This window comes from Kordia sp., from assembly GCF_022447245.1.
Classification (GTDB): domain Bacteria; phylum Bacteroidota; class Bacteroidia; order Flavobacteriales; family Flavobacteriaceae; genus Kordia.
Genome location: NZ_JAKVBC010000016.1, coordinates 40903 through 67280 on the forward strand (window position 1 = coordinate 40903; position 26378 = coordinate 67280).

The following is a 26378-nucleotide window of genomic DNA, read 5'->3' on the forward strand; positions in this document are numbered from 1 at the left end:
ATATACTAACAAGAAACAAAACGACAAAGTTTTACAGATGAGAAACTGCTATAATTGCAGTAAAATTTTGTGATATTTCTTAAGAATTCCAGATTTTCCAAGCTTTTTCTGCCTGATATTCTAACATTTTGTAGCCATTTACAATTTGGGCTCCTTGCAAACGTCCAAGTTTTAAAAAGGTAGTTTCAGACGGATTGTAGATTAAATCAAAGAGTAAAAAATCTTTAGAAACATATTTATACGGAATGTCTGGACAATCTTCAATTTTTGGAAATGTTCCTAGTGGTGTACAATTTACAATGATTGGATGCGATTTCATGATTTTTTCACTCAAGTCTTGATAAGAAATCGATTTGTTATTTTTTGGCTTTCGCGAAACGTATTTATAATCAATATTCAATTCTTCGAAAACAAAAGCAATCGCTTTGGAAGCGCCGCCAGTTCCGAGGATCAATGCTTTTTTATGATGTTTTTGTAAATGTGGTTTGAGCGATTTTTTAAAACCGTAGCAATCCGTATTGTATCCTTCTAAAGAACCATCTTCTAGCACTTTTATCGTATTTACGGCTCCAATTTTTTTGGCTTTTTTGTGTAATTTATCTAAATATGGAATAACAGTTTCTTTGTATGGAATTGTGACATTCATTCCTCTGACATTGGGATTTTCGGTCAGAATCTTTGGAAAATCTTCAATCGTAGGAATGTCAAAATTCGTGTAAAAGTGATCGTTTAAATGTAGTGCTTTAAATTTATTGGAAAAATAACCTCTCGAAAACGAATAGGCAATGTGTTTTCCAAGCAATCCAAAAAGTGATTTATAATTATTTAGTTCATTTTCCATACCAATCAAGTGCTAATACAATTGTAATTCCAAAAAAGATAAAAAATACAGCAGTCCACGTTTCGCTAGAAACAAAATCTGGCGCAAAACGTTTGTAGTTCTCAATAATTTCCCTTCCATTGGAGTCAAGTAGCTTGTTGCCAGCCTCATCCATTTTACAGCCTTCTTCTTTCCAAGGCCAAATAACACCAAGCGAACCAGAAATGAAACCTATAATTACTGCTGTTGTAATATGTTTAAAATGTTTTAAAACATAGTTCAATAAATGCGATAATGTAACCAAACCAACTGCAGAACCAGCTGTAAAAACGCCTAACACTTTTAAATCGTGAATACGTTCTGGATTGCTTGTAAATTCAAAATTTCCTTGAACTATTTCGGAAATGGTATCATACAACGCGTTAACCGAATCGACCAGCAATAGTACATAGTTTTCAAGCAAGATTAAGATAAACGAACCCGAAAGCCCAGACAGCGTCATTCCAGAAACACTAATGATTCCGCAAATAAAAACAAAACCTAAGTGATCGTTTTCCATGGCAGGATTCATCAAACTGATTGAAATTCCTATTCCAGCTCCAACTAGTAAACTGATAATTGTTCTGCGATTCCAATGTTTAAAACCTTTTCCGACATAGTAAATTGAACCAAGAATCATCCCAAAAAAGGCAGCCCAAACATAGAGTTTGTAATGTTGAATGAAATAATCTAGAATTTTAGAAACACTAAAATAACTGATCATCATTCCTAGAATTAGCAATCCTAAAAAGCGCCCATTAATGTATTGAGAAAAACTTTTAAAGTGTCCGCTGAAAATAAATTTAAATGCTTTGCCATTAATTCGCTGTAGCGAAAAAATAAATTCTTCATAAAAACCTGCTACGAATGCTATAACGCCTCCAGAAACTCCCGGAACTCTGTTAGCTGCGCCCATTGCCAATCCTTTAACAATAAGTAAGATTTTGTCTTTGAGCGTTCGTGTGTTTTCCATGCAGTGCCTTCCTAGTTTTTATGCGTGCTTTTTATCTTTTCCAGTGGCGAGTTTTTCCATGATGAAGATGGTTAAAAATCCAATGACCATCAATCCGATTGCGAATAAAAGTTTTGGTTCTCCTAAACCTAAGTTTTCAAAAGTGTTTGGTAAGATGCTTTTTTCTAAAAAGGGAACTTGTTCTCCATGTGAATTTGGACGTGTTGTAAGTACTTGTTTCCAAGGCCAAATTTTGTTTAAAGAACCCAAGATGAAACCAGTTAAAATGGCAAAAGTCAAATTTTTATAGTTATTGAATAACCATTTTAAAAGTTTTGAAAATAATAGTAAACCTACAATTGCACCTACGGCAAAAATGGCAATAAGTTTTACATCTCTACCATCAATGGCAGCCAATACAGGTTCATAAGCACCCAAAAGCACCAATATAAATGCTCCTGAGATTCCTGGAAGTATCATAGCGCAAATTGCCAAAGCTCCTGCAATAAACATAAACCAAGTTGAACTAATATTTTCTGTACTTCCTGGTAAAGTTGTAATGTAGTAGGCGAGTACCGCAGCCAATGTAAAACCTAATATTGCTTTCCAATCCCATTGTTTTATTTCTTTTCCAATGAATAATATACTCGCAATGACCAATCCAAAGAAAAATGACCATAGTAAAATTGGTTCAGTGTTCAATAAAGATTTGATGAGTTTTGCTAAGGATAAGATACTGATTCCTATTCCTAGTATCAAGGCTACAAGAAAATTCCCGTTCAACTGTTTCCAAGCCGCATTTACACCATCTTTTCGAAGCGTTTTGAGCAATCCGAAATTGATGTTATTGATAGAAGTAATGAGTTCTTCGTAAATTCCTGAGATAAAAGCAATAGTTCCTCCAGAAACACCTGGCACTACGTCTGCTGCGCCCATGGCTAATCCTTTTAAGGTAATGATCAAATAATCGAATAGATTTCTATTCATGTGTAGCTAAATTATACGTTTTCTTATTGATGAGTTCATAACATTTTCATTATAAACGCTACACGCAAAAGTATGGAATTATGTGTACGGATTTTTAAATTCTGAAATAATATTTTTTACAGACATACGCATTACAACACTAGGAAATAATTTTTTAAATAATAAGTGTTCTTTAAAATTATTTCGCAATGCATTTTTTAAATGAAATGTTCCTTTACTTTGTTCGCCAAGAATGAAATATATTCCAGCTAATCTGTATTCTATTTTAGAGTTATCTGGATAAAATTCTAAGGCTTGTAATAATACATGCGTACTATTGCTATATTCACCTAAAAGTTTTAAAATATCTGCCCAAGCAATCCATGTAGAAAGTTCGTAGTTTCCTAATTCTACAGTTTTTTGATAGGCAATATCAGCTTCTTCATACAATTGTAAGGCACGATGAATCTCAGCGCTACGCTTCCAATACGCTACATTTTCTGTATCAATATTGATGGCTTTGTTGATGTAGTATAATGCCTTTTGATAATTGTCTTGTCTAATATAAAAGTCAGTAATAGCTGTCCAACCTTTATCTAATAAAGGATCTTCATGAACCGTTTTGTAATAAAATTTTACAGCTAAATCCTTGTTGCCCAATTTTTCATGACATTTTCCCATGCGCAAATAGGCAAACGAAGTAGGATCGTCCAATTTGAGCGTTACTTCATAATTGTGTATTGCTTCGTTGTATTGACCTAATTTTTCCAGTACTTTTCCTTTTTCTAAATAGGCACCAATAAAGCGATCATCAGCAATAATAGCAAAATCGAAAGAGGCTAATGCTTCTTGAAATAAATTTTTAGAATAGTATTGCTTTCCTAATTGATGCCAAGCAACTTCTGAATACGGATTTTTATCTATGTATTCGTTTAAATAACTAATAGCGCCATCAATATCTTCTAAAAATTCAAAACAATAAATGATGTTGTATAAAGAAGAATAATCATCAATATCCAACTCTATACATTTCATAAAATGACGTTTTGCTTCTTTAAAATCGTCAATAAAAAGATATTCCATTCCAATCAAAGAGTTTACATCTCCTAGATCATTACTGAATTCTAGCGCCATTTTTAAAAGCTCAATAGCTTTATAATGTTCGTCTCTTTTGGAATAAATATTTGCTTTCTGTATATAAATTTCTGCATTAGATGGTTCTAAAGTGTAGAGTTCATCCAACAATTTTTCAGCTTCATCCAATTTATTTTCAAACACCATCAGTTCAATTCCCATCAATTTTAAATTTACAGAGCTTGGATGTTGTTCTAGACCAATCTTGATTGCTTTTTTTGCCAAAGCAACTTTTCCGGCATCCAGATAATGGTGTGTTATATCTTCAAATTCTGCAGAGTCAAAAAAGAATACGTTGTTTGTTTTTAACATCGATTCAAACCTCGAAAGTGCAAAATTTTGGTCTTCATTAGAGCTAAATAGCATAGGCAATACGTGCTTTTAGATTTCTATTACATTAAATGTAGTCGATGTAAGTGTTGATTTGTTAGCGGTAAGCCAATTGTTTTCAACAAAGTAATCAACAACTACGATTGTTCAATGGTTTGATTTTTAGTTGATTGTATTAGGAGTTTGTAGGCTGTGTAGGATATTCTAACGTTTAATTTTGTTATTTAGTCTTTAATTTTTCGTAAAACTTTCATAATTATTTCACAACCTTCTCTAATTTCTGTTTCAGAAATGGTTAATGGAGGCGTAATTCGAACAGCTTTGGGTTCAAAAAGTAACCAAAATAGAATTAATCCTTTTTCCAAAGATTCTAAAATGACCTGATTGGCAATGTCGCTACTTTTCATTATGAGAGATAACATTAAGCCTTTTCCGCGAATTTCTTCTATGTAGTCATGTTGTAATACTTCTCTAAATATCGCTTCTTTTTGTAGCGTTTCAGCCATTAAATTACTTTCTGTAATTTCCTGTAAGGTAGCTAAACACGCAGCTGCAATTACAGGATGTCCACCAAAGGTTGTAATGTGTCCTAACTTCGGCTGATCGTTCAATGAGTCCATGAGTTTTGCAGAAGCAGTAAAAGCTCCAACAGGCATTCCGCCGCCCATTCCTTTTCCCATCACTACAATGTCTGGAACTACATCATAGTTTTCAAAACCAAATAAGGTTCCAGTTCTACCAAATCCAGGTTGAATTTCATCCAAAATCAATACCGCACCAACTGCTTCGCAACGTTGTTTTACTTTTTTTAGATAATTGTTTTTGGGTTCAATAAATCCTGCGCCACCTTGAATGGTTTCTAAAATAACTCCGGCAGTTTTTGTATTGATTTTTTCTAAATCAGCTTCGTTGTTGAATTCGATAAAGTGTACATCTGGCAATAACGGTCTAAATGCACTTTTACGTTCTTCAAATCCCATCACACTCATAGCACCTTGGGTATTTCCATGATACGCATGTTTTGCTGCAATCAGTTCTGAACGTCCTGTGAAACGTTTGGCTAGCTTCATAGCGCCTTCAATAGCTTCGGTTCCAGAATTGGTTAAATATGTTTTTTCAAGTGGATCAGGTAAATGAGCTGCTAATAATTTCGTGAGCTCTACGGGTGATTTTTGCACATATTCTCCATACACCATTACATGCAAATATTGATCTAACTGATCTTTGATTGCATTGACAACTCTTGGATGTTTATGACCCAAACTACATGCAGAAACACCAGCTACAAAGTCTAAATATTTCTTTTGATTGGTGTCGTAAATATAGCTTCCATCCGCATGCGATATTTCCATCGCCAACGGATGTGGTGTTGTTTGTGCTTGGTATGTGAAAAAATCTTCTTTCATCAGTTAAAATCTCCTTCAAAATCCTGTCGGCAAAGATACGAAGTTAATTGCGGTAAATGAATATGTTTTATTGTTGGATTTTTGTCTTTAGAGTTTTTTTATTTAGCAATCTTACTTGATTTTCTATGTACTCTAAAAGTTTCGTATATGTTGAAAATAAACACCATTGTATGTATTGCTTGTAAAATTATGATGGTTTTTATAATCAAAAGAATATATAGATCCATAAAAGAATAATCCACATGCTGATAAAAGATGTATGATTGAATACCGTAAACTTATCTTCACAGTTTTGAGCGTATAAATATAGAGGTAGCTAAGTAAACTCAAAAAAACAATTGTGAAAATATGAAAAAGATAAGCTACTTCAGAACCTGTAAAGACAAATGAATTATTTGTTCCAACGATTTGAGATGTTAGTTTGCCTTGTAACAGAGAGACTGTGATTCCTGCGGCAAAAATAAACAAATCTATATTAAAGAGAATACTTTTTGTCTTTTATGATCTTTTTTGTCATTTAACAATGTTTATAATTGTTAGTCAACGGCAAAAAATATTTTTTACATAAGTGATAAAGAATTGAACTATGATGGGATCAGAAATAATACTAGCTACAAATTATTCTTCTTCTTTCACAAGATTCTTTTTCTTCTTTTTTGAAGCTGTTGGTTGTGCTGCCATTTTTTTCTTCTTTTCAGCTAATTTCTTTTTCTTATCGTTTGGCAATGCTTTTATGGTAGATTTAAAAATTTCCTCGTCAGGGTCTTGTTCTTCTTGTGGATCTATCGGATTGTCTAAGCCGCGAATGACTGGCAATACAAGATTGTTATCGTCTTCGTCAAAAATATCATCTTTGGAATACATGCGTTCATTTCCACGCCAAATAAAACCACGTAGTTTTCGTGCATTCTTTGGTAAATCAGCATCGGGATAAATGACACCATCAGGTCGCGTAAAGAAAGTAATATCTTCTATTTGATTATTGTTTAAAGTAAGATTGATGGCACTACAGATGGTTTTGTTAATTCCTATAAATTCATTACTGTCGTTATACATAAAATAAACGACTTCTGTGTTTTTGATCACATCTACTTCATACAATTTGTTGTCTTTAAACTTACCGTATAAATTTTGACCTTTTACCTGATTGTAATTGTTTTCACCGAGTGTGTCTTTTTGAACAATGAAAGCATTATTAATCACTTTTAAAGAGTCTAGTTTTTCCGTTTTTACATTTGAAATTAAGAAAATAGTATCTCCAGTCATTTGACTATCACCATTCCACATTACTGGACGACGTAAGAGTTTTGTAACTCCCGATTTATTATCAGCAAACAATGAATCACATTTTCCGCTCATGTCTGTTTTGAAAAACTTCACATTATCATAGGCGCGAATGACTCTGTTTTGCTCAGGTCCAGTCACAACTAAGCGATCTCCGTGAATATACATTGAGTCTTGTTCCACCAAACTAATAGCTACAGCACGTTTGGTAATAAAAGCAGAATCTTTCGCTTTATATACTTCACCATAATGACCTTTTAGAATCATATTATTGATGGTGTCGGTAATTTTAATATTGTTGGTTGCAGAAGCAAAATTGGTGTTTTTTTCAAAATACAAACTGTCTCCATTAATGATTCTGTTGTCGTAATCAATGCGTGATTCTTTGACAAAATAGCCTCTTTCGGCAAGTGTATTGTAAAATCCACGTTTACAAAATATCGTATATTCTTTCCCTTTGATGGTAGATGGTCCATACATATATGCATGTTTGGAATCGGTGTAATAATCAAGTTGTGAAGAATTTACAGTATATTCTGGATTGTCAATTTGTACATCTTTTAGGAACTGATATTTATTCTTTTGCATAAAATAACGTCCTTCGATACTTGTTAGTGTAGAAGCACTATCTTTTACAATTCCTTTTGTATTAAAATACGCTTCTTGTTTATTTCTGTCAAAATACAACGTATCTGTAGTTAAGGTCATGTCAGGATTTTGCAAACGAACACTTCTTTTAGAAACGGCTAACTTTTCATTCCCATCATATTCAATATATTCACTTGACATCTCTAAAGAGTCACCTTGTTGAATAAAGACATTTCCATAGGCTTTTACCCAATTTCGATCTTGAAATAAAACCGCTCTATCACACCACATATCCATTCCTTCATGCTCAAATCGTACTTGACCTGTTTCGGTTTTAGAAAATATTTTTGCACCAGGGAATTTTTCTTCGTTCACATTCAAATTTCCTCCATATACGATTTTGATGATCGTTTTTTCACCAGTAGCTTTCTTATTTTGAGAAAACGCGATTTGTGCTAAAAAAAGTAAGACGAATAATTTCTTCATAAAAGCAATCCAAAGTTGTAATTATACAAACATCTTTTAGTAGATGTAAACAAGATACAACTGTTAAAAATTCGCTCAAAAATAAACTTTTTTACGAGCAAAATTCAAAAATTGTGAATTTTTAACTTCCAATACTTCAGATTCCTGCAAAGCCAGTTGTTCACAAAGATTCAAGCCGAAAACCTCACAATTTAATGTTAAAATTCAGTACGTTACACACTAAAGTGTAAGATTATCCTATATATTTAACATAATTAAATAATCAAAACACTAATCATGAAAAAATATATTTATTTTCTAGGATGTGCGTTGTTATTAGGGACAAGTGGTTTGCAAGAGGCTATAGCACAATCGCAACAAAGCGTTCCTAGTACTTCACATATGCAGGAAATGTTGACCAATATTCCTACAAATCCAAATGTGAAAATTGGGAAGTTATCTAATGGACTTACCTACTATATTCAAAACAATGGAAAGCCAGAAAACAAAGTAGAATTGCGTTTAGTTGTAAATGCAGGTTCTATCTTAGAAGACGAAGATCAATTGGGATTGGCGCATTTTATGGAGCACATGAACTTCAATGGAACGAAAAACTTTAAAAAGAATGAGCTTGTAGATTACTTACAAAGTATTGGAGTGAAGTTTGGAGCACATTTAAATGCATATACAAGTTTTGATGAAACGGTATATATATTACCTATTCCAAGTGACGATCCTCAAAAACTAGAAAAAGGATTTCAAATCATTGAAGATTGGGCACACAATGCTTTGTTAACGGATGAGGAAATTGATAATGAAAGAGGTGTGGTTTTAGAAGAATATCGTTTAGGGAAAGGTGCTAATGAACGTATGTTACAGAAGTATTTGCCTAAAATTATGTACGGTTCAAAATATGCGAAACGTTTGCCTATTGGTAAAAAAGAAATCATAGAAAACTTTAAGTATGAAAGCTTACGCCGCTTTTATAAAGATTGGTATCGCCCAGATTTAATGGCGGTAATTGCGGTTGGAGATGTTGATGTTAAAGTATTGGAAGAAAAAATAAAATCGCACTTCGGAAAAATTCCTGCAGCTGTAAATCCAAAACCTAGAGTAACATTTGATGTAAAGAATCATGATGAAACTTTAATTGCGATTGAAACGGATAAAGAAGCTTCTTTTACACAAGTTCAAGTATTATTTAAAGATTTAGGCGTTCCTGGAAAAGTAAAAACTACGGATGATTATAGAAAGCAAATCGTTCAGAATTTATTTTCACAAATGATCAATAACCGTTTGAGCGAATTGACAGAATCTGAAAATCCTCCTTTTGTTTTTGGTTCAAGCTATCATGGTGGAACTTGGGCAAGAACCAAAGAAGCATATCAATCTACAGCAATGACAGCTGCCGATGGACAGTTAACTGCATTGTCAGCCTTATTAGAAGAAAATGAACGTATTCTTAAATTCGGATTTGGAAAAGGAGAATTTGAGAGAGCTAAGAAGAGTTTAATGGCTAATCTTGAAAAAGCTTACAAAGACAGAGATAAAAGAGAATCTGCGCGTATTGCTGGTCAGTATGTGAGTAACTTTTTGTCACAAACCCCAATTCCGGGAATGGAATGGACATTTAATTTCTTCAAAGAGCAATTGCCAACAATTAAGTTAGAAGAAATTAACAAAGTCATCAATCAGTACTTAAGAGATACAAACACCGTAATTGTATTAACTGGACCTGAAAAAGAAGATGCACCAAAAATTACAGAAGCGCAAGTCTTGGAAATTTTAAAGTCTGTAAAGACGAAAGATATAAAGCCTTATGAAGACAAAGCTGTCGGAAATAGTTTAATTTCTGATTTGCCAGATCCAGGAAAAGTAATTAATAAAAGTACCAATCCAGCAATCGGGGTAACAACAATGACTTTGAGTAATGGTGCTAGAGTTGTATGTAAGAAAACAGACTTTAAAAATGATGAAATTTTATTTTCTGCTTATAGCTTAGGAGGAACCTCGTTATTTAGCGATGAAGAATACAAAGCAATAGGTTTTGCTAGTGGTGGCTTGTCAGAAGCAGGAGTAAATGGATTTTCAAAAGTGGACCTTCGAAAAATGATGTCAGGAAAAATGGCCAGAGTCAATCCGTATATTGGTGCATACAGAGAAGGTTTCAGAGGTTCCACAACTCCAAAAGATTTGGAGACACTTTTCCAAATGACACATTTATATTTTACAAAATTAAATAAGGATGAAAAGGCATATCAATCCTATCTAAAAAAACAGAAAGGATTCTTAACTAACATCATGAAAAGTCCACAGTTCTACTTTCAATTTGAAATGGGGAAATTCATGAATGAAAAAAATCCAAGGTATCAAGGATTTCCAACACCTGAAACGATGGATGCGAGCGATTACAATTTAGCGTATGAAAAGTACCTAGAACGCTTTGCCGATGCAGGAGATTTTAATTTTTATTTTGTTGGAAATGTAGACGAACAAAAACTTCAAGCCTTTGCTGAAAAGTATTTGGCATGTTTGCCAGGGAAGAATTCTAACGAAAAACCAAAATACTCATCTTTCAGACCTTTAACAGGAAAGCATACAAAAATTATTGAAAAAGGAAAAGATCCTAAAAGTTCCGTGCAGATTATCTTTAACGGAGAAGCAGAATACAATAGTAAAGATGCAAAAGCAATGCAGTTTTTAGGAGAAATATTAAGTATCAAACTCATTGAGAAATTGCGTGAAGAAGAAGGTGGAGTGTATGGAGCAAGTGCTTCTGGTAGTATGCGTTCGCACCCTTATGGATGGTTTAACATGCGAATCTCTTTCCCATGTGGGCCAGAAAATGTAGATAAATTGAAAGATGCTGCGTTGGCAGAATTACAATCAATAATTGACAATGGTCCAACGGATAAAGATGTAAGCAAAGTAAAAGAAACTGCTTTACTTGAAAACAAAGAGCAAGTAAAGAAAAATAGATTCTGGTTGCGTTACTTAGATAATACTGATTATATCAAAAGAGATCCGAATAGAATTCTAAAATTTGAAGAATCTGTAAATGAAGTTACTGCAGATGATATTCAAAATATTGCAAAAAAATATTTAACTAAAGGCTATATTTTAGGGATCCATAATCCTGAAAAATAATGTCATAGAACATGGTAAAACCGCTTAGATTTTTCTGAGCGGTTTTTTTATGCTCAATTTTAATTGAGATTTAACGAAACATTATCACGTTTGTTAATAATTTTCATTTCATTAACTCAATAATAATTGTATTTTTATCGCTTAAAATCCTCAAACTAACCATGGGCAAAATAATTGCTATAGCAAATCAAAAAGGAGGCGTAGGAAAAACAACGACTTCCGTAAATTTAGCGGCATCTTTAGGTGTGCTAGAAAAGAAAGTATTATTGATAGATGCTGATCCGCAGGCAAACGCAACTTCTGGGTTGGGTATTGATGTGGAAAGCGTTGAAAAAGGTACATATCAGTTGCTTGAACATACTGTAGATGCAGCAGATGTAGTGATGGAAACAAGCTCGCCAAATCTGAGCATTATTCCAGCACATATTGATTTGGTAGCTATTGAAATTGAATTAGTAGACAAAGACAGACGTGAATATATGTTGCGTAAAGCAATTGAATCTATCAAAGATCAGTACGATTATATTTTGATTGATTGTGCACCGTCTTTAGGATTACTAACACTAAATGCTTTAACAGCAGCAGATGCAGTAATGATACCAATACAATGTGAGTACTTTGCGTTAGAAGGTTTAGGAAAGCTATTAAACACGATTAAAAGTGTTCAAAAAATACACAATCCTGCATTAGATATTGAAGGATTATTGCTTACAATGTATGATTCTCGCTTGCGACTATCTAACCAAGTTGTAGAAGAAGTACAAAAGCATTTCAATGATATGGTATTTACAACCATTATACAGCGAAACGTACGATTGAGTGAAGCGCCAAGTTATGGAGAAAGCATTATTAATTATGATGCGAGTAGTAAAGGAGCTACCAATTATTTAAACTTAGCGCACGAAGTGATTAAGAAAAACAGTGGTAAATAAGATTTATGGCGAAGGCAACAAAAAAACAAGCATTAGGAAGAGGATTATCAGCATTATTAAAAGATCCTGAAAATGATATTACTTCAGTTTCAGACAAAAATGCAGATAAAGTTGTTGGTAATATTGTAGAATTAGCATTGGAAACGATTGAAGTCAATCCGTTTCAACCACGAACTTATTTCAATGAAGAAGCGCTTCGTGAATTGGCATCTTCTATCCAAGAATTAGGTGTAATTCAGCCTATTACAGTTCGTAAACTAGGTTTTGAAAAATACCAATTAGTTTCAGGAGAACGTCGTTTTAGAGCGTCGAAGCTAATCGGATTGGAAGCCATTCCTGCGTATGTGCGTATTGCCAACGATCAGGAATCACTAGAAATGGCCTTGGTTGAAAATATTCAACGTGCCGATTTAGACCCAATAGAAATTGCACTTTCATACCAACGACTGATTGACGAAATTAGCTTGACGCAAGAGCAAATGAGTCAACGTGTCGGAAAAAAACGTTCTACCATAGCAAACTATTTACGTTTACTAAAATTAGATCCAATCATTCAAACAGGAATGCGCGATGGTTTCCTAAGTATGGGACACGGACGTGCTTTGGTCAATATAGAAAATACCAACGATCAATTAGAAATTTATGAAACAATCGTTTCCAAGTCACTTTCTGTGCGCGATACAGAAGCCTTGGTGAAAAATTACAAGAAAGATAAAACGATTGATGCTCCAGAAACTGAAAAAGAAGAAATTCCAAAATTTGTCAAAAAAGGAATTCGCGACTTTTCAGAGTATTTTGGACAAAATGTTGATGTGAAAGTAGGGAAAAATGGAAAAGGAAAAATCACCATTCCATTCAATTCAGAAGCCGACTTTACACGAATTAAAAAATTACTCAAAGGTGGGAAATAAAATCATAGTAGCACTGTGTTTTATATGTTTTGCGTGTCAACTTTCGTGGGCTCAACAAAAAGAAGAGACTAAGAAAGAAGAAAAGTCGGAAAAAGCTGAAGAAGACACAGAAACTAAAAAAGATGAATCTGCTTTAAAAGTAGAGAATGCAGTTGTTGTAGAAGAAAAAAAAGCAATCAATCCATTATCACCATCCAAAGCCGCTTTTTATTCAGCAATCTTGCCAGGTTTAGGACAAGCTTACAATAAAAAATATTGGAAAATTCCTATTGTATATGCAGCATTAGGAACAGGAATTTATTTCTATGTAGACAATAATAAAAAATACAATCGCTACCGACGTGCATACAAAAGACGTTTGGCTGGTTTTAATGATGACGAATTTCAAAATATTGTTACAGATAACAATGCATTGATTGATGCTCAAGAATTTTACCAACGAAATCGCGATTTATCATTACTACTGACTGTTGTGGCGTATGTGTTAAATATTGTAGATGCCAATGTGGATGCGCATTTGCTTCAATTTAACGTAAGTGACGATTTATCTGTACGTCCACATATCGATCAAAATGATGTGGATTTCAATCGAAACTTAGGCTTGACACTCAATTTTAAATTCTAATCGATACACATTCTAAAACTCAAATTGTATGAATATTGCCTTACTAGGATATGGTCGAATGGGAAAGGAGATTGAAAAAATTGCACTTAACAGAAATCATGTCATCATTCATAAAGTTTCAGAAAATATTGCTTCTTACGACATCACAAATGTTGATGTCGCTATTGATTTCAGTATTCCGTCCGCAGCTTTTGAAAACATTTCCCATTGTATCAAACATCAAGTTCCCGTAATTTCTGGAACTACAGGTTGGTTGGAAAAATATGATGAGGTTGTGCAATTGTGTGAAACAGAAAAAGGCGCTTTTATTTATGCTTCTAATTTTAGTTTAGGTGTAAATATTTTCTTTGAGATGAATACCTATTTAGCAAAAATGATGTCTCAACTAGAAGATTACAATGTAAGTCTAGAAGAAATTCATCACACCAAAAAACTCGATGCGCCAAGCGGAACCGCAATTACATTGGCAGAAGGAATCATCCAACATACCAATTACAACGATTGGAAATTAGATACAACTGAAAATGAAAATGAAATTCCAATTGTAGCCAAACGTATTACAGAAGTGCCAGGAACACATGAAATTACATACGCATCAGCTATTGATACGATTTCTATAAAACATGAAGCACACAACCGACAAGGTTTTGCCTTAGGAGCCGTTGTAGCTGCCGAATGGATTCAAGGAAAAACAGGTGTTTTTAGCATGAAAGACGTGTTAAACATTTAATAAATATAATATATATTCCACTGAGGAATATATATTTGTACATAACCAACAAGGTTTAGCGTAAAGCTGAATCGATAAATAAACAACAAATGACGTTTACGCAAGGATTCTTAATATTTTTCCTAATCGTTCAACTGATACACTTTTTAGGAACTTGGAAATTATATATAAAAGCAGGTAGAAAAGCTTGGGAAGCTGCAGTGCCAGTTTACAATGCTTTTGTTTTAATGCGAATCATTAATAGACCTAAAGAATGGTATTGGGTAATTTTACTCTTCATTCCAATTGTACAGTTGATTGTATTTCCAGTACTTTGGGTAGAAACCATTCGTGCTTTTGGGCGAATCGAACGTACAGAAACAATATTGGTTGTACTAACTCTAGGGCTATATATTTACTATGTAAACTACATGTTGGATGTTGAATATGTACATGAAAGAAGCTTAAAGCCACGTTCTGCTTTAGGAGAATGGGTGGCTTCCATCTTATTTGCAGTAGTTGCAGCTACCTTGGTACACACGTATGTAATGCAGCCATTTGTGATTCCAACATCGTCTTTAGAAAAAACATTATTAGTTGGTGATTTCTTATTTGTTAGTAAAATACACTACGGCCCAAGAACACCAATGACTTCTGTAGCATTGCCTATGGTGCATGATGCTATTCCGTTCACAGGGATGAAGTCGTACTTAAAAGAACCACAATTGCCATATTTCAGATTTCCAGGTTTTGAAACAATTGATCGCAATGATATTGTTGTTTTTAATTGGCCAGTAGATACATTATCAGTTATTGATGATCCTAACAGTAAAACTTTATACAAGCCTTTGGATAAACGTTCTAACTATGTCAAGCGTTGTGTAGGATTGCCAGGTGATAAATTAGAAGTGCGAGAAGGTTATGTGTATATTGATGGAAAGAAAAATGTATTGCCAGGACGTGCAAAATTACAGTTTAATTATAGAGCTAAATTAAAAGGTAGGGGATTTAATGATCAATATTTGCATGATGCTTATGATATTACTGATGGGTATGGATATTTGAATCAACAAGGAACTGAGTGTATTTTTAATGCAGTTACTGATGAAGCTGCAGCAAAATTGAAGAATCATCCAAATGTGATTTCTTTAGAAAAATACCATCCTCAAAAAGGAGAGTTAGGAAGAAATATTTTTCCTCACTCTAAAAAATTCCCTTGGAATACGAGTTATTATGGGCCAATTGATATTCCGTATGCAGGAAAAACAGTTGAGTTGAATATGGATAATATTCCATTATACAAAAGAGCGATTGGAGAGTACGAAGGGAATAATATCACGGTAGAAGATAATCAAATCAAAATTGATGGTAAGGTTGTGACTTCGTATACATTTAAGCAAGATTATTACTGGATGATGGGAGATAACAGAGGAAACTCACAAGACTCTAGGAGTTGGGGATTTGTTCCGTTTGATCATGTATTAGGAAAACCTACTTTTATATGGTTCAGCTGGGATAGTAATGCCAAAGGTATTTTTAATAAAATTCGTTGGAATCGTTTGTTTACCACAGTTAGTGGAGATGGAGAACCAGTATCATACTTCAGGTACTTCTTGATTTTATTAGCAGGTTGGTTTGGATTTAACTATTATAGAAAGCGTAAAAAAGAAGCGAAGAAATAATGTATCAATGCAATAATTTGATAATAAAGTTGTAAACTATTCAACTTATAAACTCATAAACTTCAAAAAAGTGAGCATTCTAGTCCATCCAACATATTTTCCAAGCATTGCACATTACGTTTTATTTGCAAAAGCAGAAGGATTGGTTTATGAAATGGAAGATAATTTTCAAAAACAGACCTATCGCAATCGCACCTATATTTATGGAGCGAATGGAAAATTGATGCTGAATGTTCCTGTGCGACATTCTAAAATAGATAAACACCAAAAATACAAAGAGATTCAAATAGCAAACGAAACCGCTTGGCAACGTTTGCATTGGAAATCGCTAGAAAGCGCCTACAGAACGTCTCCATATTTTGAATACTACGAAGATGAATTGCAACCTTTGTTTGAAAAGAAATACACAAGTTTAATCGATTTGAATTTTGATACTATTCAAGTAATTAATGACTGTTTACAGTTAGATATTCCTATTTCTAAAACCAAAGAATATCAGTCAATAGTTGAAGGTATACAAGATTGTAGAAAACTCGTAGACGTGAAAAAAGAACCTGATCATGGTTTTGAGACGTATACACAAGTTTTTGAATCGAAACATGGTTTTATTGCTAATTTGAGCATCTTAGATTTGCTATTTAGCGAAGGACCAAATGCATTGACATATTTGGAACAACAAACCGTGCTGTAATGTTACGATTTTGTGTGCATTATGGATTGCATTTTGTCTTTCCGCTTCTCATAGCTTTATATTTCTATCGAAAAAAATGGAAAATGGTCTATCTTATCTTTTTAGCAGCAATGCTAATCGATTTGGATCATTTACTAGCAAGGCCTATTTTTGATCCAAACCGTTGTAGTATTAACTTTCATCCATTACACAGTTACTATGCGATAGCGGTCTATGCAGGAATGCTTTTTTTTACCAAAACACGAATTCTCGGATTAGGCCTATTAATACATATACTAGCAGATATAGCAGATTGTTGGATGATGTAACTCACAAAAAAATATGAAAGTCATTCATTGGACACCTTTAGAGAATAAAGACTCCATTTTAAAGAACGGAATACAAATTCAAGATACGCGTATTGCATGTAGTATATTGACTCCTTTTGATAACCTAAATCGTTGGTGGTTGGATTTTTCATTGCTCGAAACTGGGAAAGAATATATAGGTGTTGTTTTTGAATTAGCTGCGTCTGATTTTCCTTTGATACATGATCATTGGGTGATATCAACTTACCAAGAAATAGATGATAATTTTGAAACTATTTTTAGAAGAAGGTTTCGTTTAGACGAGATGGAAAGAAGCAACCCATCTGGCCTATTCGAAAGCATAGAAGCCTTAAAAGATGCATACAAAAAGAGTATTGTTTTTAGAATAGGAGAGGCTGTCAAAGAACATACTCTAGTATTACAAGAAGATGGTACTTATGGCTACGATACTATAGAAGTTATAGAAACTGGTTATGAAGTGATTAAAAAAGATCCACAAAAAGCATTTCAAGAGTTTTTTGATGATCCAGAATTTATGGAATTTGTCTTTGAAGATTATCAAGTTTTACTTTATAATGATATTTCTCCTGAACGTATTGAAAAAGTGATAAACGCAGAGGATTCATATACGTATTCAGAGTTTATGGAAGAAATTAAAAAATCAGTATCTTCTGAGGTAAATAAATAGAAAAGAATGTTCTGGAAGAAAAAGAAAAAATTACCCATTACAGAAGAAGATAAGATTTGGGTTGATGAAGCATTACTCTGGTTGCAAAACGATTTTGGAAGCGAACATTTTGCGAATATTAGAACAGTAACGCCTACAAAAGATTTCTACGACAAAAAGTTTGATCATAGTGAAAAAGATGCTGAATTCGTCTTAGAACGTACCATGGAGTTGATGAATATTTATGATGTAGAAATCAAACTAGCATACTTTTCGGATGGTCCTGTTGATATGGATGATGGAACTCCATTATCAACACCTGCAGATATCTATGGAAATTGGCAAAGTGCTGCTGGAACTTATGAAAAAGATAGCGACGAAACAATCATTTCTATAGAACGGAGACAATTAAAAAATACAGTTTCATTAATTGCAACAATCTCACACGAATTAGCGCATCAAATACTATTAGGAGAAAATAGAATTAATGAAAATGACGAATATCTTACCGATTTAACAGCGATTGCCTATGGTTTTGGAATCTTTCTTGGAAACACACGATTCAATTTCACTTCAGGTACCATGGCAGGAGGTTTTGGATGGGAAATGAGTTCTCAGGGTTATTTGCCTGAGCAAATTATTGCGTATGCGATGGCTAAACTATCACACATGCGAAATGAACCAACAAACTATCGTCAATACTTAACCAAATCGCTTCAAAAATACTTCAAACAAAGTGAAGCATATCTTCTGCAAAATAATAGTTGATTCAAAAAAATGAAGCAACGAAAAACGAACCGAAGTTCGTTTCTTGATAAAATTATCCGCAAAATCTAGGTTCCGTAATGCAAAGTGTATACGTGACTGTGCAATCGTGATATGCGTTAGAATTGCAACGTTCTGTATTGCATTCTAATTTAATTGTGTGATAGCATTTTTTACTAAAACCACCAGTAGCATTCGTACTCCTTAAACTTGAAATGGCTCTTTTGTTAAGCGCTAATATGGTAACGTTTCTTTTTTTCATAACATTTTGGTTTTAAAATTGTTAATAACTCAAATGAATGAAATATTTGTATGAGTAAAGTGAAATCCGATAAAGTGTTACGCCCATATAGCGTATAAGATTTCTGATTTTATAAATTTAGAGTAAGAAAAAGGAATTCGTATTTGGACTTAGATTAGTCTAAAGAAATGACACTGTAAATAGGAAAATGATCGGAGTAGTGTTCTGTAAAGGTTTTAAAAGAACTGATAGTAAATGAAGGATCTGTCAAAATAAAATCAATGCGCAATGGGAAATACGGAAATTCCCATGTTTTACCAAAACCAGAACCAGCTTCAGAAAAAGCATCTTTCATATCACCTTTAATCTTTTTGTATACATAAGAAAATTGTGAATTATTAAAATCGCCCAAAATGATAGTCTTGTAATTACAGTTTTTACGATTGGCTTCAAACAAGTCTACTTGTGATTGTTGCATTTTAAAAGCAGTCGCCATACGTTTTAACAAACGTTCGGAATTTTTCTGTGAAAATTCTTCATTCTTGTGATCAATCCGTAAAGATTGTAAATGCAAATTGTAGATACGAATGGTGTCATTATTTTGAACTATATCTATGTAAATTGCATTGTTGGATGTTTTTGGGAAGTCAATAGAACCTTTATTAATAATAGGAACTTTAGAAAAAATAGCTTGTCCAACTTTCTTCTTTGTTCCTCTTAAAGCAACATGTTGATACGGGTATGATGAAAATGCTTCTTTCTGATTTTTGTGAAACTCTTGAAAAGCAATAATTTTTGGTGACGTTGTATGGACCAAATCAATAATCTTTTGGTCTATGTTCGATTCTTTAATCCAATTATAGATATTAAACAAACGCACATTATAACTCATTACAGAAAGTGAATTTCCAGAAGGTTTTGTAGGTGAACTCGAAAATTTATACATAGAAGTAGTATGCGTATACCCCAAAATCAACACAATAAACGACAGTAGAAATTGCTTTCGGACACTTAAAATCCAAAACAGCATAAATATAAAGTTGATAATGATAAAAACGGGTACTAATAAACTCAGTACAGAAAGTGTAGGGAAGCTTTTGGGAGCTACATAAGGTAATGTATAAGAGAGTAGTAATAATGCTGCAAAAACACTATTCAAGAAGAAAATGATTCTACTTAATATCCGTAATCTTTTCTTCTTCTTATCACTCATAGATTAATTTTCCTTTCCGGCCTTGAACAAAAAGTCCTTTTCTGCTTTAGTCAAACTTTCGTAACCAGACTTACTAATTTTATCCAAAATTGCATCTACTTTTCGTTGCTTTTCAGAAGCAGATTGCGAAGTTGTATTTGTAGTAGAACGTTTATTTTGTTGTTTTCTGTATACAGTTTTTAAAGGAGATTTCTTTTTTGGTGTAAAATAAGCAACCAAACGATTCCAAAAACGCTCAAAACGAATTCCGATATCGTTGCCTTTTTGCAGTTGTTTTACGAATAGAAAACCAATCAATGCGCCACCAAGATGTGCAAAATGGCCACCTTCATTGATGCCTCGTCCAATGGCAGCAATATCAGAAATAATAAGAAGTACAGCTAATATCCAATATTTAAGTGGAAATACCCCAAAAAGATTTACAATTAAGTTTGGTGCGTAAGTAGCACTTGCTGCTAATACAGCCAATACAGCTGCTGATGCTCCCATTAAGAAGGCTGCTTGGTTGGCAAAAGCAGGTAATAAATTATAGGCAACTAAAAACACAATAGCGCCCGCGAAAATTCCATACGCGTATACGGTAATAAATTGCTTTTCTGTAAAGAAATTATAAAAGATTTTTCCTGTAAAATATAAGACTAGACAATTAAAAATTAAATGCCAGAAATCCCCATGAATAAAAGCATAGGTAACTAAAGTCCATGGTTTTATCAAAAGATCTCCCAAGTCTTTCGGAAGTGCAAAATATTCATAAAAAAAACTTGGTGGATATCCATTAAACGAACGAAAAATAGCATTGAATATTACCATAATTGTAAAAATGGTAATATTAATTGCAATCAATCTCTCCGCGGCGTTAAATCCACGATACATCATCAATAAGCGTGTTTTTGTATCCATCAATTCCAACGATTTTTGTTAAACTGAGTTTTGTTAAAATACCACATAAGTAAGAAACCAAACAAAGCACCTCCTAAGTGTGCAAAATGTGCAATTTGTCCTGCGCCAAATAAGCTAAGTCCACCTGTAATTCCACCTATAAAATCTAGCAACAATAATCCTGGAATGAAATATTTTGCTTTGATTGGTATTGGAAGAAATAGTAGCATGAGTTCCGTATTTGGGTACATCATTCCAAATGCTACCAAGATACCATATAATGCTCCAGAAGCTCCAAGAGCTACGGTTTGATTCAATATGTTCATGTGAAACATGGCGGTAAAACTTGCGTCACTAACAAAAAGTAACTGTTCTTTTGTTAAAATAGACGGTAGTTCATTGGATAGTAATTTACCTAAATACTGTTGTCCGCTGACCATATCAACATTTATGATTTCTTTAATCTGAGTCGTGGATAAATTGAGTTCAGTTACTTGTTGTGCTAGTGAATAAAATTCAACATAGTTTACAAGTGTATGGACTAATCCTGCGCCCACACCAGTAATCATATAAAAGCTCAAAAACTTCATTTTTCCCCATCGCATCTCCAATGCAGATCCAAACATCCATAAACCTAACATGTTAAATAAAAGGTGTGCTGGACTTGCCAAAGAATGCATAAACATGCTTGTAATTGGTTGCCAGAATTCAAATGAGTTATTCTCTGGGAAATGCAAGGATAAAAGAACATTCAAATCAATACCTCTTTCTTGCAACACAAAAGTCGCAATCCACAACAGGACATTGATAATAATTAAATGCTTTACGGTTTCGGTTATGCGTATCATAATTTATATAAATTTTTTATCTAAATCATCTACGCTTAAGGTGATGAATATGGTTTTTTGAAAAGGAGAAACGCTTGGTTCTTTGCAAGCGAATAAATTATTTACCAAAGCCTGTTGCTCTTCGACTTCTAGTTTTTTTCCAGTACGAATTGCCATGCTCTTTGCTAAGGATTTTACCAATACATCGGTTTGACTAAAGCCTGTATCAGGAATCTCTCCTTGGAAATCGTTTAGCATTTGTTCAATGATAATTTGTAATTCACTTTCGGAAATGTTCGATGGAATTCCAGAAAGTTCAATGGTATCGTCTGTAATGTCGCTAAACATAAAACCAATATTTTCTAAACTTTCTTTAACTCCCTTCAAAAGTGCAATTTCACTGGTTGAAAATGTAAACTTTACAGGAAATAGTAATTGCTGACTTACGGCTTCACTTACAGTAATATTTCGTAGCAATTGCTCATACAATACACGTTGGTGTGCTCTGTGTTGATCAATAATAACAATTCCTGATTTGATAGAACTTACAATATATTTTCTGTGTAATTGATAGGTCAATGTTTCTCGTGGCTCTTCATTGGTGAACAAAGAACTGGTGACAGCTTCTGACTCAAATTCGATATTCTCGGTTGAAAATTGACTCGAATTAGACTGTGATTCCAATCCAACATACAAACTTTCCCAACCTTCCGTAGATTCTTTTTTGTAATTAGTATATCGTGGTGCTGTAGTAGTATTTCCAAAAGTTTTCTTTTCGTCTGCAAACGGATTAAAACTACGATCTACCTGAATATTTGGAATTGCTGCTTGTTTGTTTTTATAATTATACGGCGTATCTAAATTTGAATCACGTTCAAAGTCGAGTACAGGTGCAATATTAAACTGTCCCAAACTATGCTTTACGGTAGCGCGCAACATAGCGTATAACGAATGTTCATCATCAAACTTAATTTCTGTTTTTGTTGGATGAATATTGATATCAATCGTTTCAGGATTTACTTCGAGATAAATAAAATAACTCGGTTGCATCTTTTCTTTTAATAAACCTTCAAATGCTGCAGTAATTGCATGATGCAAGTACGGACTTTTGATAAATCGGTTATTGACAAAGAAAAATTGTTCGTTTCTACTTTTCTTCGCAAATTCAGGCTTGCCTACAAATCCGCTAATTTTTACAATGTCTGTGTCTTCTTGAATAGGAACAAGCTTCTCATTGGTTTTTCCTCCTAAAATATTTACAATACGTTGTCTATTATTGCTTTTTGGGAGATTAAAAAGTTCATTTCCATTATGATATAAGACAAGTTTAATATCTGGATGCGCTAATGCTACACGTTGAAATTCATCAATGATATGGCGTAATTCTACCGCATCAGATTTTAAAAAGTTGCGTCGTGCAGGAATATTATAAAATAGATTTTTAACCGCAATTGAAGTTCCTGTTGGTGTGGCAATGACTTCTTGAATAATCAGTTTGCTTCCTTCAATTTTGATGCGTGTACCTAATTCAGCGTCTTCTTTTTTGGTTTGCAATTCTACGTGTGCAATCGCGGCAATAGAAGCGAGTGCTTCTCCACGGAAGCCTTTGGTACATAAATTAAATAAATCTTCTGCTGCTTGAATTTTAGATGTTGCATGACGCTCAAAAGAAAGTCGCGCGTCAGTTTCACTCATTCCAAATCCATTATCAATTACGTGAATCAGTGTTTTTCCTGCTTCTTTGACAATGAGTTTAATTTCGCTTGCTTTTGCGTCAATTGCATTTTCAAGTAACTCTTTTACCACAGATGCAGGTCGCTGCACAACTTCTCCTGCCGCAATTTGGTTTGCAACATGATCTGGTAAAAGCCTTATTATGTCTGCCATGTATTATTTTCCTCTAGTAAATATTGATAGGTCAAAGTCAATAAAATACAAGAAAATCAATATGAGTATAGCGATGATTATAATCAAACGTTGAGAAACTTCACGATTTCCTCGATTTCTACTGGCTTGTCGTGCTTCTCTCCAATGTCCTCCGAAGTCATTTGCATTCAAACCTTCTCGGTGTTTTACATATCTATTTTCGATATGATACACATTCACAGTTTCTTTGCCATCGTAATAACGAGGCGTATAGTTGAAACGTTTGTTCTTTCTTAGCTTAAAAAATTTTCTTCCAAGTGACATAGGCGTAGAATTATATCAAAGTTACCGAAAAACTAAACAAAAACCATTCCTAAAAGCATAAAAAATGTTAACAATGCTATGATTCTTTATAAAATAAAAAAGCTTCCGAAGTGGAAGTCTTTTCTGTTTATCTATGTATTGTTTGAGTTCTATCTGGACCTACTGATACAATTTTGATTGGAATTTCTAATTCCTTTTCTAAGAAATCAATGTAATCATTTAATTCTTTAGGAAATTGAGAAGGATCTGTCATTTGGGTCAGATCTTCTTTCCAACCTTTGAATTCTGTAAAAATTGGTTCAATGTTTTCTGGTTCAATATTGTAAGGAAGATGTGAAATAGTTTCTCCTTTGTATGTATAAGCAGTACATACTTTTAAGGTTTTAAAACCAGAAAGCACATCGCCTTTCATCATCATTAATTGAGTTACACCATTGACTTGTGTTGCATATTTTAAAGCTACTAAGTCTAACCATCCGCAACGTCTTGGTCGTCCAGTAACTGCTCCAAATTCATGTCCAATACGGGCCATTTCCGAACCAACTTCGTCAAATAATTCTGTTGGGAAAGGACCAGAACCTACACGTGTAGTGTACGCTTTAAAGATTCCGAAAACGTCTTTTACTTTGTTTGGTGCTACACCTAAACCTGTACAAGCTCCAGCAGCTGTAGTGTTGGATGAGGTTACAAACGGATACGTTCCAAAGTCAATATCTAACAAAGAACCTTGCGCACCTTCGGCTAAGATTGTTTTTCCACTTTTTTGTGCTTGGTGTAAATATTCTTCGCTGTCAATAAATTGCAATGTTTTTAAAACTTTTACAGCTTCAAAGAATTCTTCTTCCAGTTCCTGTAAATCGTATTGAACATCTACGTTGTAGAAATTGATCATTGCTTCATGCTTGTTGGTTAAAGCACGATACTTTCCTTTCCAGTTGTCTAGTTCTAAGTCACCAACACGAATTCCGTTTCTGCCAGTTTTGTCCATATATGTTGGACCAATTCCTTTTAATGTAGAACCAATTTTCGCTTTTCCTTTTGATGCTTCCGAAGCAGCATCTAGCAAACGATGTGTTGGTAAAATTAAGTGTGCTTTTCTGGAAATGATTAATTTTTGTTGAATGTCGATGTCAAATTTTGCCAAGCCATCTAATTCTTTTTTAAATACGACAGGATCAATCACAACCCCATTACCAATTACATTGGTTGCGGTTTCGTGAAAAATTCCAGAGGGAATCGTACGCAATACATGTTTGATGCCATCAAACTCTAAAGTGTGTCCTGCATTTGGACCACCTTGAAAACGTGCAATAATATCGTAGTTTGCGGTAAGTACGTCAACAATTTTTCCTTTGCCTTCGTCTCCCCATTGAAGTCCGAGTAGTAAATCTACTGCCATTATATTAAATTAAGTTAGTGTGTTGTTGTGTTGCTTAGTTTTTATTCTTCTTTGTTGCGTAGAAATATAATGAGTGGTTGTGAATATCGATATCAAAAATTTCTTCAATAGTTTTTTGAATAATTTGAATTCTTGGATCACAAAATTCCATCACTTCACCTGTGTCGGTTAGTATAACATGATCGTGTTGTTTGTCAAAATACGACTTTTCATAATGTGCTTGGTTTTGACCAAACTGATGTTTTCGTACCAAGTTACTGTCCAGTAAAAGTTCTATAGTGTTATAGAGTGTTGCTCTACTAACACGATAGTTTTTATTTTTCATTTTAATGTATAACGATTCAATATCGAAGTGTTCTTCGCTGTCGTAGATTTCTTGTAGAATCGCGAAACGTTCAGGAGTTTTTCGATGTCCGTTGTCTTCTAAAAACTTTGTAAAAACGTTCTTTACAATTTCCTGATTATTTTCCTCCATGTTTTGTTGCATCTTAGCTGAAGATTAAAAAGCAAATTTACACTTATTTTTTGAAATCTAAGCACATATTTGTTTTGGGATATTAACAGGGATGTTAAGATTATTCAATTTTTAAGCTTCTCAACTAATTTTGTTTGCTTTTTCTTTTTAAAAAATGTACTTTTAGTAAAGTATGTTTCTGATTATCAGAAACGTGTATTCTCCTTAAAAACATATAAAACTGTAGGTTAGTTTTTTCTTTTATTGATGCAAACCAATGGTAGTTTTGTGTATGCAATAAAAGAAAGATATGTTAACTTTCCGAATTCTTCTATTGGAAGAAGCATTTGTGAATTGCTCGCGAAGTACTTCCATATTTAACAATATTAAATTGTAGTCAATTTAGATAATACCCATCACATGTAAGTATCAAACCCAAAAAACAATCACATTATGAAGAAAAAAGATTTTAAGCAAAAGCTACAGTTACACAAAAAGGTAATTTCACATTTAGATGCAACTTTACTTCAAGGAGGAACAGATATTCCGATTCCAGTAACAACAATTATTAAAACAATAGAAACGATTAAAACAAACTATAGAGGTTGTACTATTATAGCAACCTGTTATTGTAGTTTGCATTGCCCAACGACTACTCGAGTGGATGCAAATTGCAATACAGAACAATGTTAGTGAACGAAAATCTCAATTAATTATTACTAGTTAAATTGAGGGGGAAAAGCTGTCTGCACAG

General features: G+C 33.6%; 25 protein-coding genes. 11 read left to right on the forward strand and 14 right to left on the reverse strand.

Annotation, left to right across the window (positions count from 1 at the left end; all coding sequences use genetic code 11):
• Positions 1-79 precede the first annotated feature (79 nt).
• From MK119_RS12400 to MK119_RS12425, 6 genes are all read right to left on the reverse strand, one after another.
• On the reverse strand, positions 80-841 hold the full coding sequence (locus tag MK119_RS12400; RefSeq protein WP_290679163.1) for a shikimate dehydrogenase: 762 nt from the start codon (positions 839-841) through the stop codon (positions 80-82).
• Complete coding sequence (locus MK119_RS12405) at positions 831-1832, reverse strand: DUF368 domain-containing protein (RefSeq protein ID WP_290679166.1); 1002 nt, start codon at positions 1830-1832, stop codon at positions 831-833. The genes MK119_RS12400 and MK119_RS12405 overlap by 11 nt, the downstream gene beginning before the upstream one ends.
• Positions 1833-1850: 18 nt before the next feature.
• A complete protein-coding gene (locus tag MK119_RS12410) occupies positions 1851-2798 on the reverse strand; it encodes a DUF368 domain-containing protein (RefSeq protein WP_290679169.1) in 948 nt (315 codons plus the stop codon).
• Positions 2799-2876: 78 nt separating this feature from the next.
• Positions 2877-4277, reverse strand: a complete 1401-nt coding sequence (locus MK119_RS12415) for a tetratricopeptide repeat protein (protein ID WP_290679172.1) — start codon at positions 4275-4277, stop codon at positions 2877-2879.
• Between the two features lie 188 nt (positions 4278-4465).
• Entirely contained in the window at positions 4466-5647 is a 1182-nt protein-coding gene (locus MK119_RS12420) for an aspartate aminotransferase family protein (protein ID WP_290679175.1), read from the reverse strand.
• 618 nt (positions 5648-6265) lie between these two features.
• A complete protein-coding gene (locus MK119_RS12425) occupies positions 6266-8005 on the reverse strand; it encodes an OstA-like protein (RefSeq protein WP_290679178.1) in 1740 nt (579 codons plus the stop codon).
• 276 nt (positions 8006-8281) lie between these two features.
• Here MK119_RS12425 and MK119_RS12430 point away from each other — a divergent pair, with 276 nt between their 5' ends.
• The 10 genes from MK119_RS12430 to MK119_RS12475 all read left to right on the forward strand — a co-directional run bounded on the left by MK119_RS12430 (position 8282) and on the right by MK119_RS12475 (position 18424).
• The gene (locus MK119_RS12430) at positions 8282-11131 is read left to right on the forward strand and encodes a pitrilysin family protein (protein ID WP_290679181.1); all 2850 of its coding nucleotides are present in this window, start codon (positions 8282-8284) and stop codon (positions 11129-11131) included.
• Positions 11132-11292: 161 nt separating this feature from the next.
• Positions 11293-12063: an AAA family ATPase gene (locus tag MK119_RS12435; protein WP_290679184.1), complete on the forward strand. Its 771-nt coding sequence runs from the start codon at positions 11293-11295 to the stop codon at positions 12061-12063.
• Positions 12064-12068: 5 nt separating this feature from the next.
• A complete protein-coding gene (locus tag MK119_RS12440) occupies positions 12069-12974 on the forward strand; it encodes a ParB/RepB/Spo0J family partition protein (RefSeq protein WP_290679187.1) in 906 nt (301 codons plus the stop codon).
• Positions 12964-13599, forward strand: coding sequence for a DUF5683 domain-containing protein (locus MK119_RS12445; RefSeq protein ID WP_290679190.1), 636 nt, complete (start codon positions 12964-12966; stop codon positions 13597-13599). Before MK119_RS12440 ends, MK119_RS12445 begins: the two co-directional genes overlap by 11 nt.
• Positions 13600-13627: 28 nt before the next feature.
• A complete protein-coding gene (gene dapB, locus MK119_RS12450; RefSeq protein WP_290679193.1) occupies positions 13628-14329 on the forward strand; it encodes a 4-hydroxy-tetrahydrodipicolinate reductase in 702 nt (233 codons plus the stop codon).
• A gap of 89 nt (positions 14330-14418) precedes the next feature.
• On the forward strand, positions 14419-15990 hold the full coding sequence (gene lepB, locus MK119_RS12455; protein ID WP_290679196.1) for a signal peptidase I: 1572 nt from the start codon (positions 14419-14421) through the stop codon (positions 15988-15990).
• Positions 15991-16060: 70 nt separating this feature from the next.
• Positions 16061-16681, forward strand: a complete 621-nt coding sequence (locus MK119_RS12460; protein WP_290679199.1) for a WbqC family protein — start codon at positions 16061-16063, stop codon at positions 16679-16681.
• Positions 16681-16989 (forward strand): DUF6122 family protein, encoded by a 309-nt coding sequence (locus tag MK119_RS12465; RefSeq protein ID WP_290679202.1) that lies wholly within the window; start codon positions 16681-16683, stop codon positions 16987-16989. The genes MK119_RS12460 and MK119_RS12465 overlap by 1 nt, the downstream gene beginning before the upstream one ends.
• A gap of 13 nt (positions 16990-17002) precedes the next feature.
• Positions 17003-17677 (forward strand): hypothetical protein, encoded by a 675-nt coding sequence (locus tag MK119_RS12470; protein ID WP_290679205.1) that lies wholly within the window; start codon positions 17003-17005, stop codon positions 17675-17677.
• A gap of 6 nt (positions 17678-17683) precedes the next feature.
• Entirely contained in the window at positions 17684-18424 is a 741-nt protein-coding gene (locus tag MK119_RS12475) for a hypothetical protein (protein ID WP_290679207.1), read from the forward strand.
• 52 nt (positions 18425-18476) lie between these two features.
• Here the strand turns inward: MK119_RS12475 and MK119_RS12480 are convergent, their stop codons facing one another.
• The 8 genes from MK119_RS12480 to MK119_RS12515 all read right to left on the reverse strand — a co-directional run bounded on the left by MK119_RS12480 (position 18477) and on the right by MK119_RS12515 (position 25645).
• Positions 18477-18683 carry a hypothetical protein gene (locus tag MK119_RS12480; protein ID WP_290679209.1) on the reverse strand — a complete coding sequence of 69 codons (207 nt, stop codon included), beginning with the start codon at positions 18681-18683 and terminating at the stop codon, positions 18477-18479.
• A 154-nt stretch (positions 18684-18837) separates the two neighbouring features.
• Complete coding sequence (locus MK119_RS12485; protein ID WP_290679211.1) at positions 18838-19875, reverse strand: endonuclease/exonuclease/phosphatase family protein; 1038 nt, start codon at positions 19873-19875, stop codon at positions 18838-18840.
• Positions 19876-19878: 3 nt separating this feature from the next.
• Positions 19879-20775, reverse strand: a complete 897-nt coding sequence (locus tag MK119_RS12490) for a rhomboid family intramembrane serine protease (protein WP_290679214.1) — start codon at positions 20773-20775, stop codon at positions 19879-19881.
• Positions 20775-21602, reverse strand: coding sequence for a rhomboid family intramembrane serine protease (locus MK119_RS12495; protein ID WP_290679217.1), 828 nt, complete (start codon positions 21600-21602; stop codon positions 20775-20777). Before MK119_RS12495 ends, MK119_RS12490 begins: the two co-directional genes overlap by 1 nt.
• Positions 21603-21605: 3 nt before the next feature.
• Positions 21606-23468, reverse strand: a complete 1863-nt coding sequence (mutL, locus tag MK119_RS12500) for a DNA mismatch repair endonuclease MutL (protein WP_290679220.1) — start codon at positions 23466-23468, stop codon at positions 21606-21608.
• Between the two features lie 3 nt (positions 23469-23471).
• Positions 23472-23771 (reverse strand): hypothetical protein, encoded by a 300-nt coding sequence (locus MK119_RS12505; protein ID WP_290679223.1) that lies wholly within the window; start codon positions 23769-23771, stop codon positions 23472-23474.
• Positions 23772-23898: 127 nt separating this feature from the next.
• Entirely contained in the window at positions 23899-25170 is a 1272-nt protein-coding gene (locus tag MK119_RS12510; RefSeq protein ID WP_290679226.1) for an adenylosuccinate synthase, read from the reverse strand.
• A gap of 34 nt (positions 25171-25204) precedes the next feature.
• On the reverse strand, positions 25205-25645 hold the full coding sequence (locus tag MK119_RS12515; protein WP_290679229.1) for a transcriptional repressor: 441 nt from the start codon (positions 25643-25645) through the stop codon (positions 25205-25207).
• A 432-nt stretch (positions 25646-26077) separates the two neighbouring features.
• On the opposite strand from MK119_RS12515, the gene MK119_RS12520 reads away from it, so the two are divergent.
• Positions 26078-26317: a class I lanthipeptide gene (locus MK119_RS12520; RefSeq protein WP_290679232.1), complete on the forward strand. Its 240-nt coding sequence runs from the start codon at positions 26078-26080 to the stop codon at positions 26315-26317.
• Positions 26318-26378: the final 61 nt, after the last annotated feature.

Excerpts from the sequence above, each read along its gene's own strand:
- MK119_RS12470 (WP_290679205.1), top strand. The coding sequence starts at position 17,003 with ATGAAAGTCATTCATTGGACACCTTTAGAGAATAAAGACTCCATTTTA.
- MK119_RS12430 (WP_290679181.1), top strand. The coding sequence starts at position 8,282 with ATGAAAAAATATATTTATTTTCTAGGATGTGCGTTGTTATTAGGGACA.
- MK119_RS12510 (WP_290679226.1), bottom strand. The coding sequence starts at position 25,170 with ATGGCAGTAGATTTACTACTCGGACTTCAATGGGGAGACGAAGGCAAA.
- MK119_RS12465 (WP_290679202.1), top strand. The coding sequence starts at position 16,681 with ATGTTACGATTTTGTGTGCATTATGGATTGCATTTTGTCTTTCCGCTT.
- MK119_RS12425 (WP_290679178.1), bottom strand. The coding sequence starts at position 8,005 with ATGAAGAAATTATTCGTCTTACTTTTTTTAGCACAAATCGCGTTTTCT.
- MK119_RS12515 (WP_290679229.1), bottom strand. The coding sequence starts at position 25,645 with ATGGAGGAAAATAATCAGGAAATTGTAAAGAACGTTTTTACAAAGTTT.
- dapB (WP_290679193.1), top strand. The coding sequence starts at position 13,628 with ATGAATATTGCCTTACTAGGATATGGTCGAATGGGAAAGGAGATTGAA.
- MK119_RS12440 (WP_290679187.1), top strand. The coding sequence starts at position 12,069 with ATGGCGAAGGCAACAAAAAAACAAGCATTAGGAAGAGGATTATCAGCA.
- MK119_RS12505 (WP_290679223.1), bottom strand. The coding sequence starts at position 23,771 with ATGTCACTTGGAAGAAAATTTTTTAAGCTAAGAAAGAACAAACGTTTC.
- MK119_RS12495 (WP_290679217.1), bottom strand. The coding sequence starts at position 21,602 with ATGATACGCATAACCGAAACCGTAAAGCATTTAATTATTATCAATGTC.
- MK119_RS12420 (WP_290679175.1), bottom strand. The coding sequence starts at position 5,647 with ATGAAAGAAGATTTTTTCACATACCAAGCACAAACAACACCACATCCG.
- MK119_RS12415 (WP_290679172.1), bottom strand. The coding sequence starts at position 4,277 with ATGCTATTTAGCTCTAATGAAGACCAAAATTTTGCACTTTCGAGGTTT.
- MK119_RS12480 (WP_290679209.1), bottom strand. The coding sequence starts at position 18,683 with ATGAAAAAAAGAAACGTTACCATATTAGCGCTTAACAAAAGAGCCATT.
- MK119_RS12475 (WP_290679207.1), top strand. The coding sequence starts at position 17,684 with ATGTTCTGGAAGAAAAAGAAAAAATTACCCATTACAGAAGAAGATAAG.
- MK119_RS12410 (WP_290679169.1), bottom strand. The coding sequence starts at position 2,798 with ATGAATAGAAATCTATTCGATTATTTGATCATTACCTTAAAAGGATTA.
- MK119_RS12405 (WP_290679166.1), bottom strand. The coding sequence starts at position 1,832 with ATGGAAAACACACGAACGCTCAAAGACAAAATCTTACTTATTGTTAAA.
- lepB (WP_290679196.1), top strand. The coding sequence starts at position 14,419 with ATGACGTTTACGCAAGGATTCTTAATATTTTTCCTAATCGTTCAACTG.
- mutL (WP_290679220.1), bottom strand. The coding sequence starts at position 23,468 with ATGGCAGACATAATAAGGCTTTTACCAGATCATGTTGCAAACCAAATT.
- MK119_RS12485 (WP_290679211.1), bottom strand. The coding sequence starts at position 19,875 with ATGAGTGATAAGAAGAAGAAAAGATTACGGATATTAAGTAGAATCATT.
- MK119_RS12400 (WP_290679163.1), bottom strand. The coding sequence starts at position 841 with ATGGAAAATGAACTAAATAATTATAAATCACTTTTTGGATTGCTTGGA.
- MK119_RS12520 (WP_290679232.1), top strand. The coding sequence starts at position 26,078 with ATGAAGAAAAAAGATTTTAAGCAAAAGCTACAGTTACACAAAAAGGTA.
- MK119_RS12435 (WP_290679184.1), top strand. The coding sequence starts at position 11,293 with ATGGGCAAAATAATTGCTATAGCAAATCAAAAAGGAGGCGTAGGAAAA.
- MK119_RS12490 (WP_290679214.1), bottom strand. The coding sequence starts at position 20,775 with ATGGATACAAAAACACGCTTATTGATGATGTATCGTGGATTTAACGCC.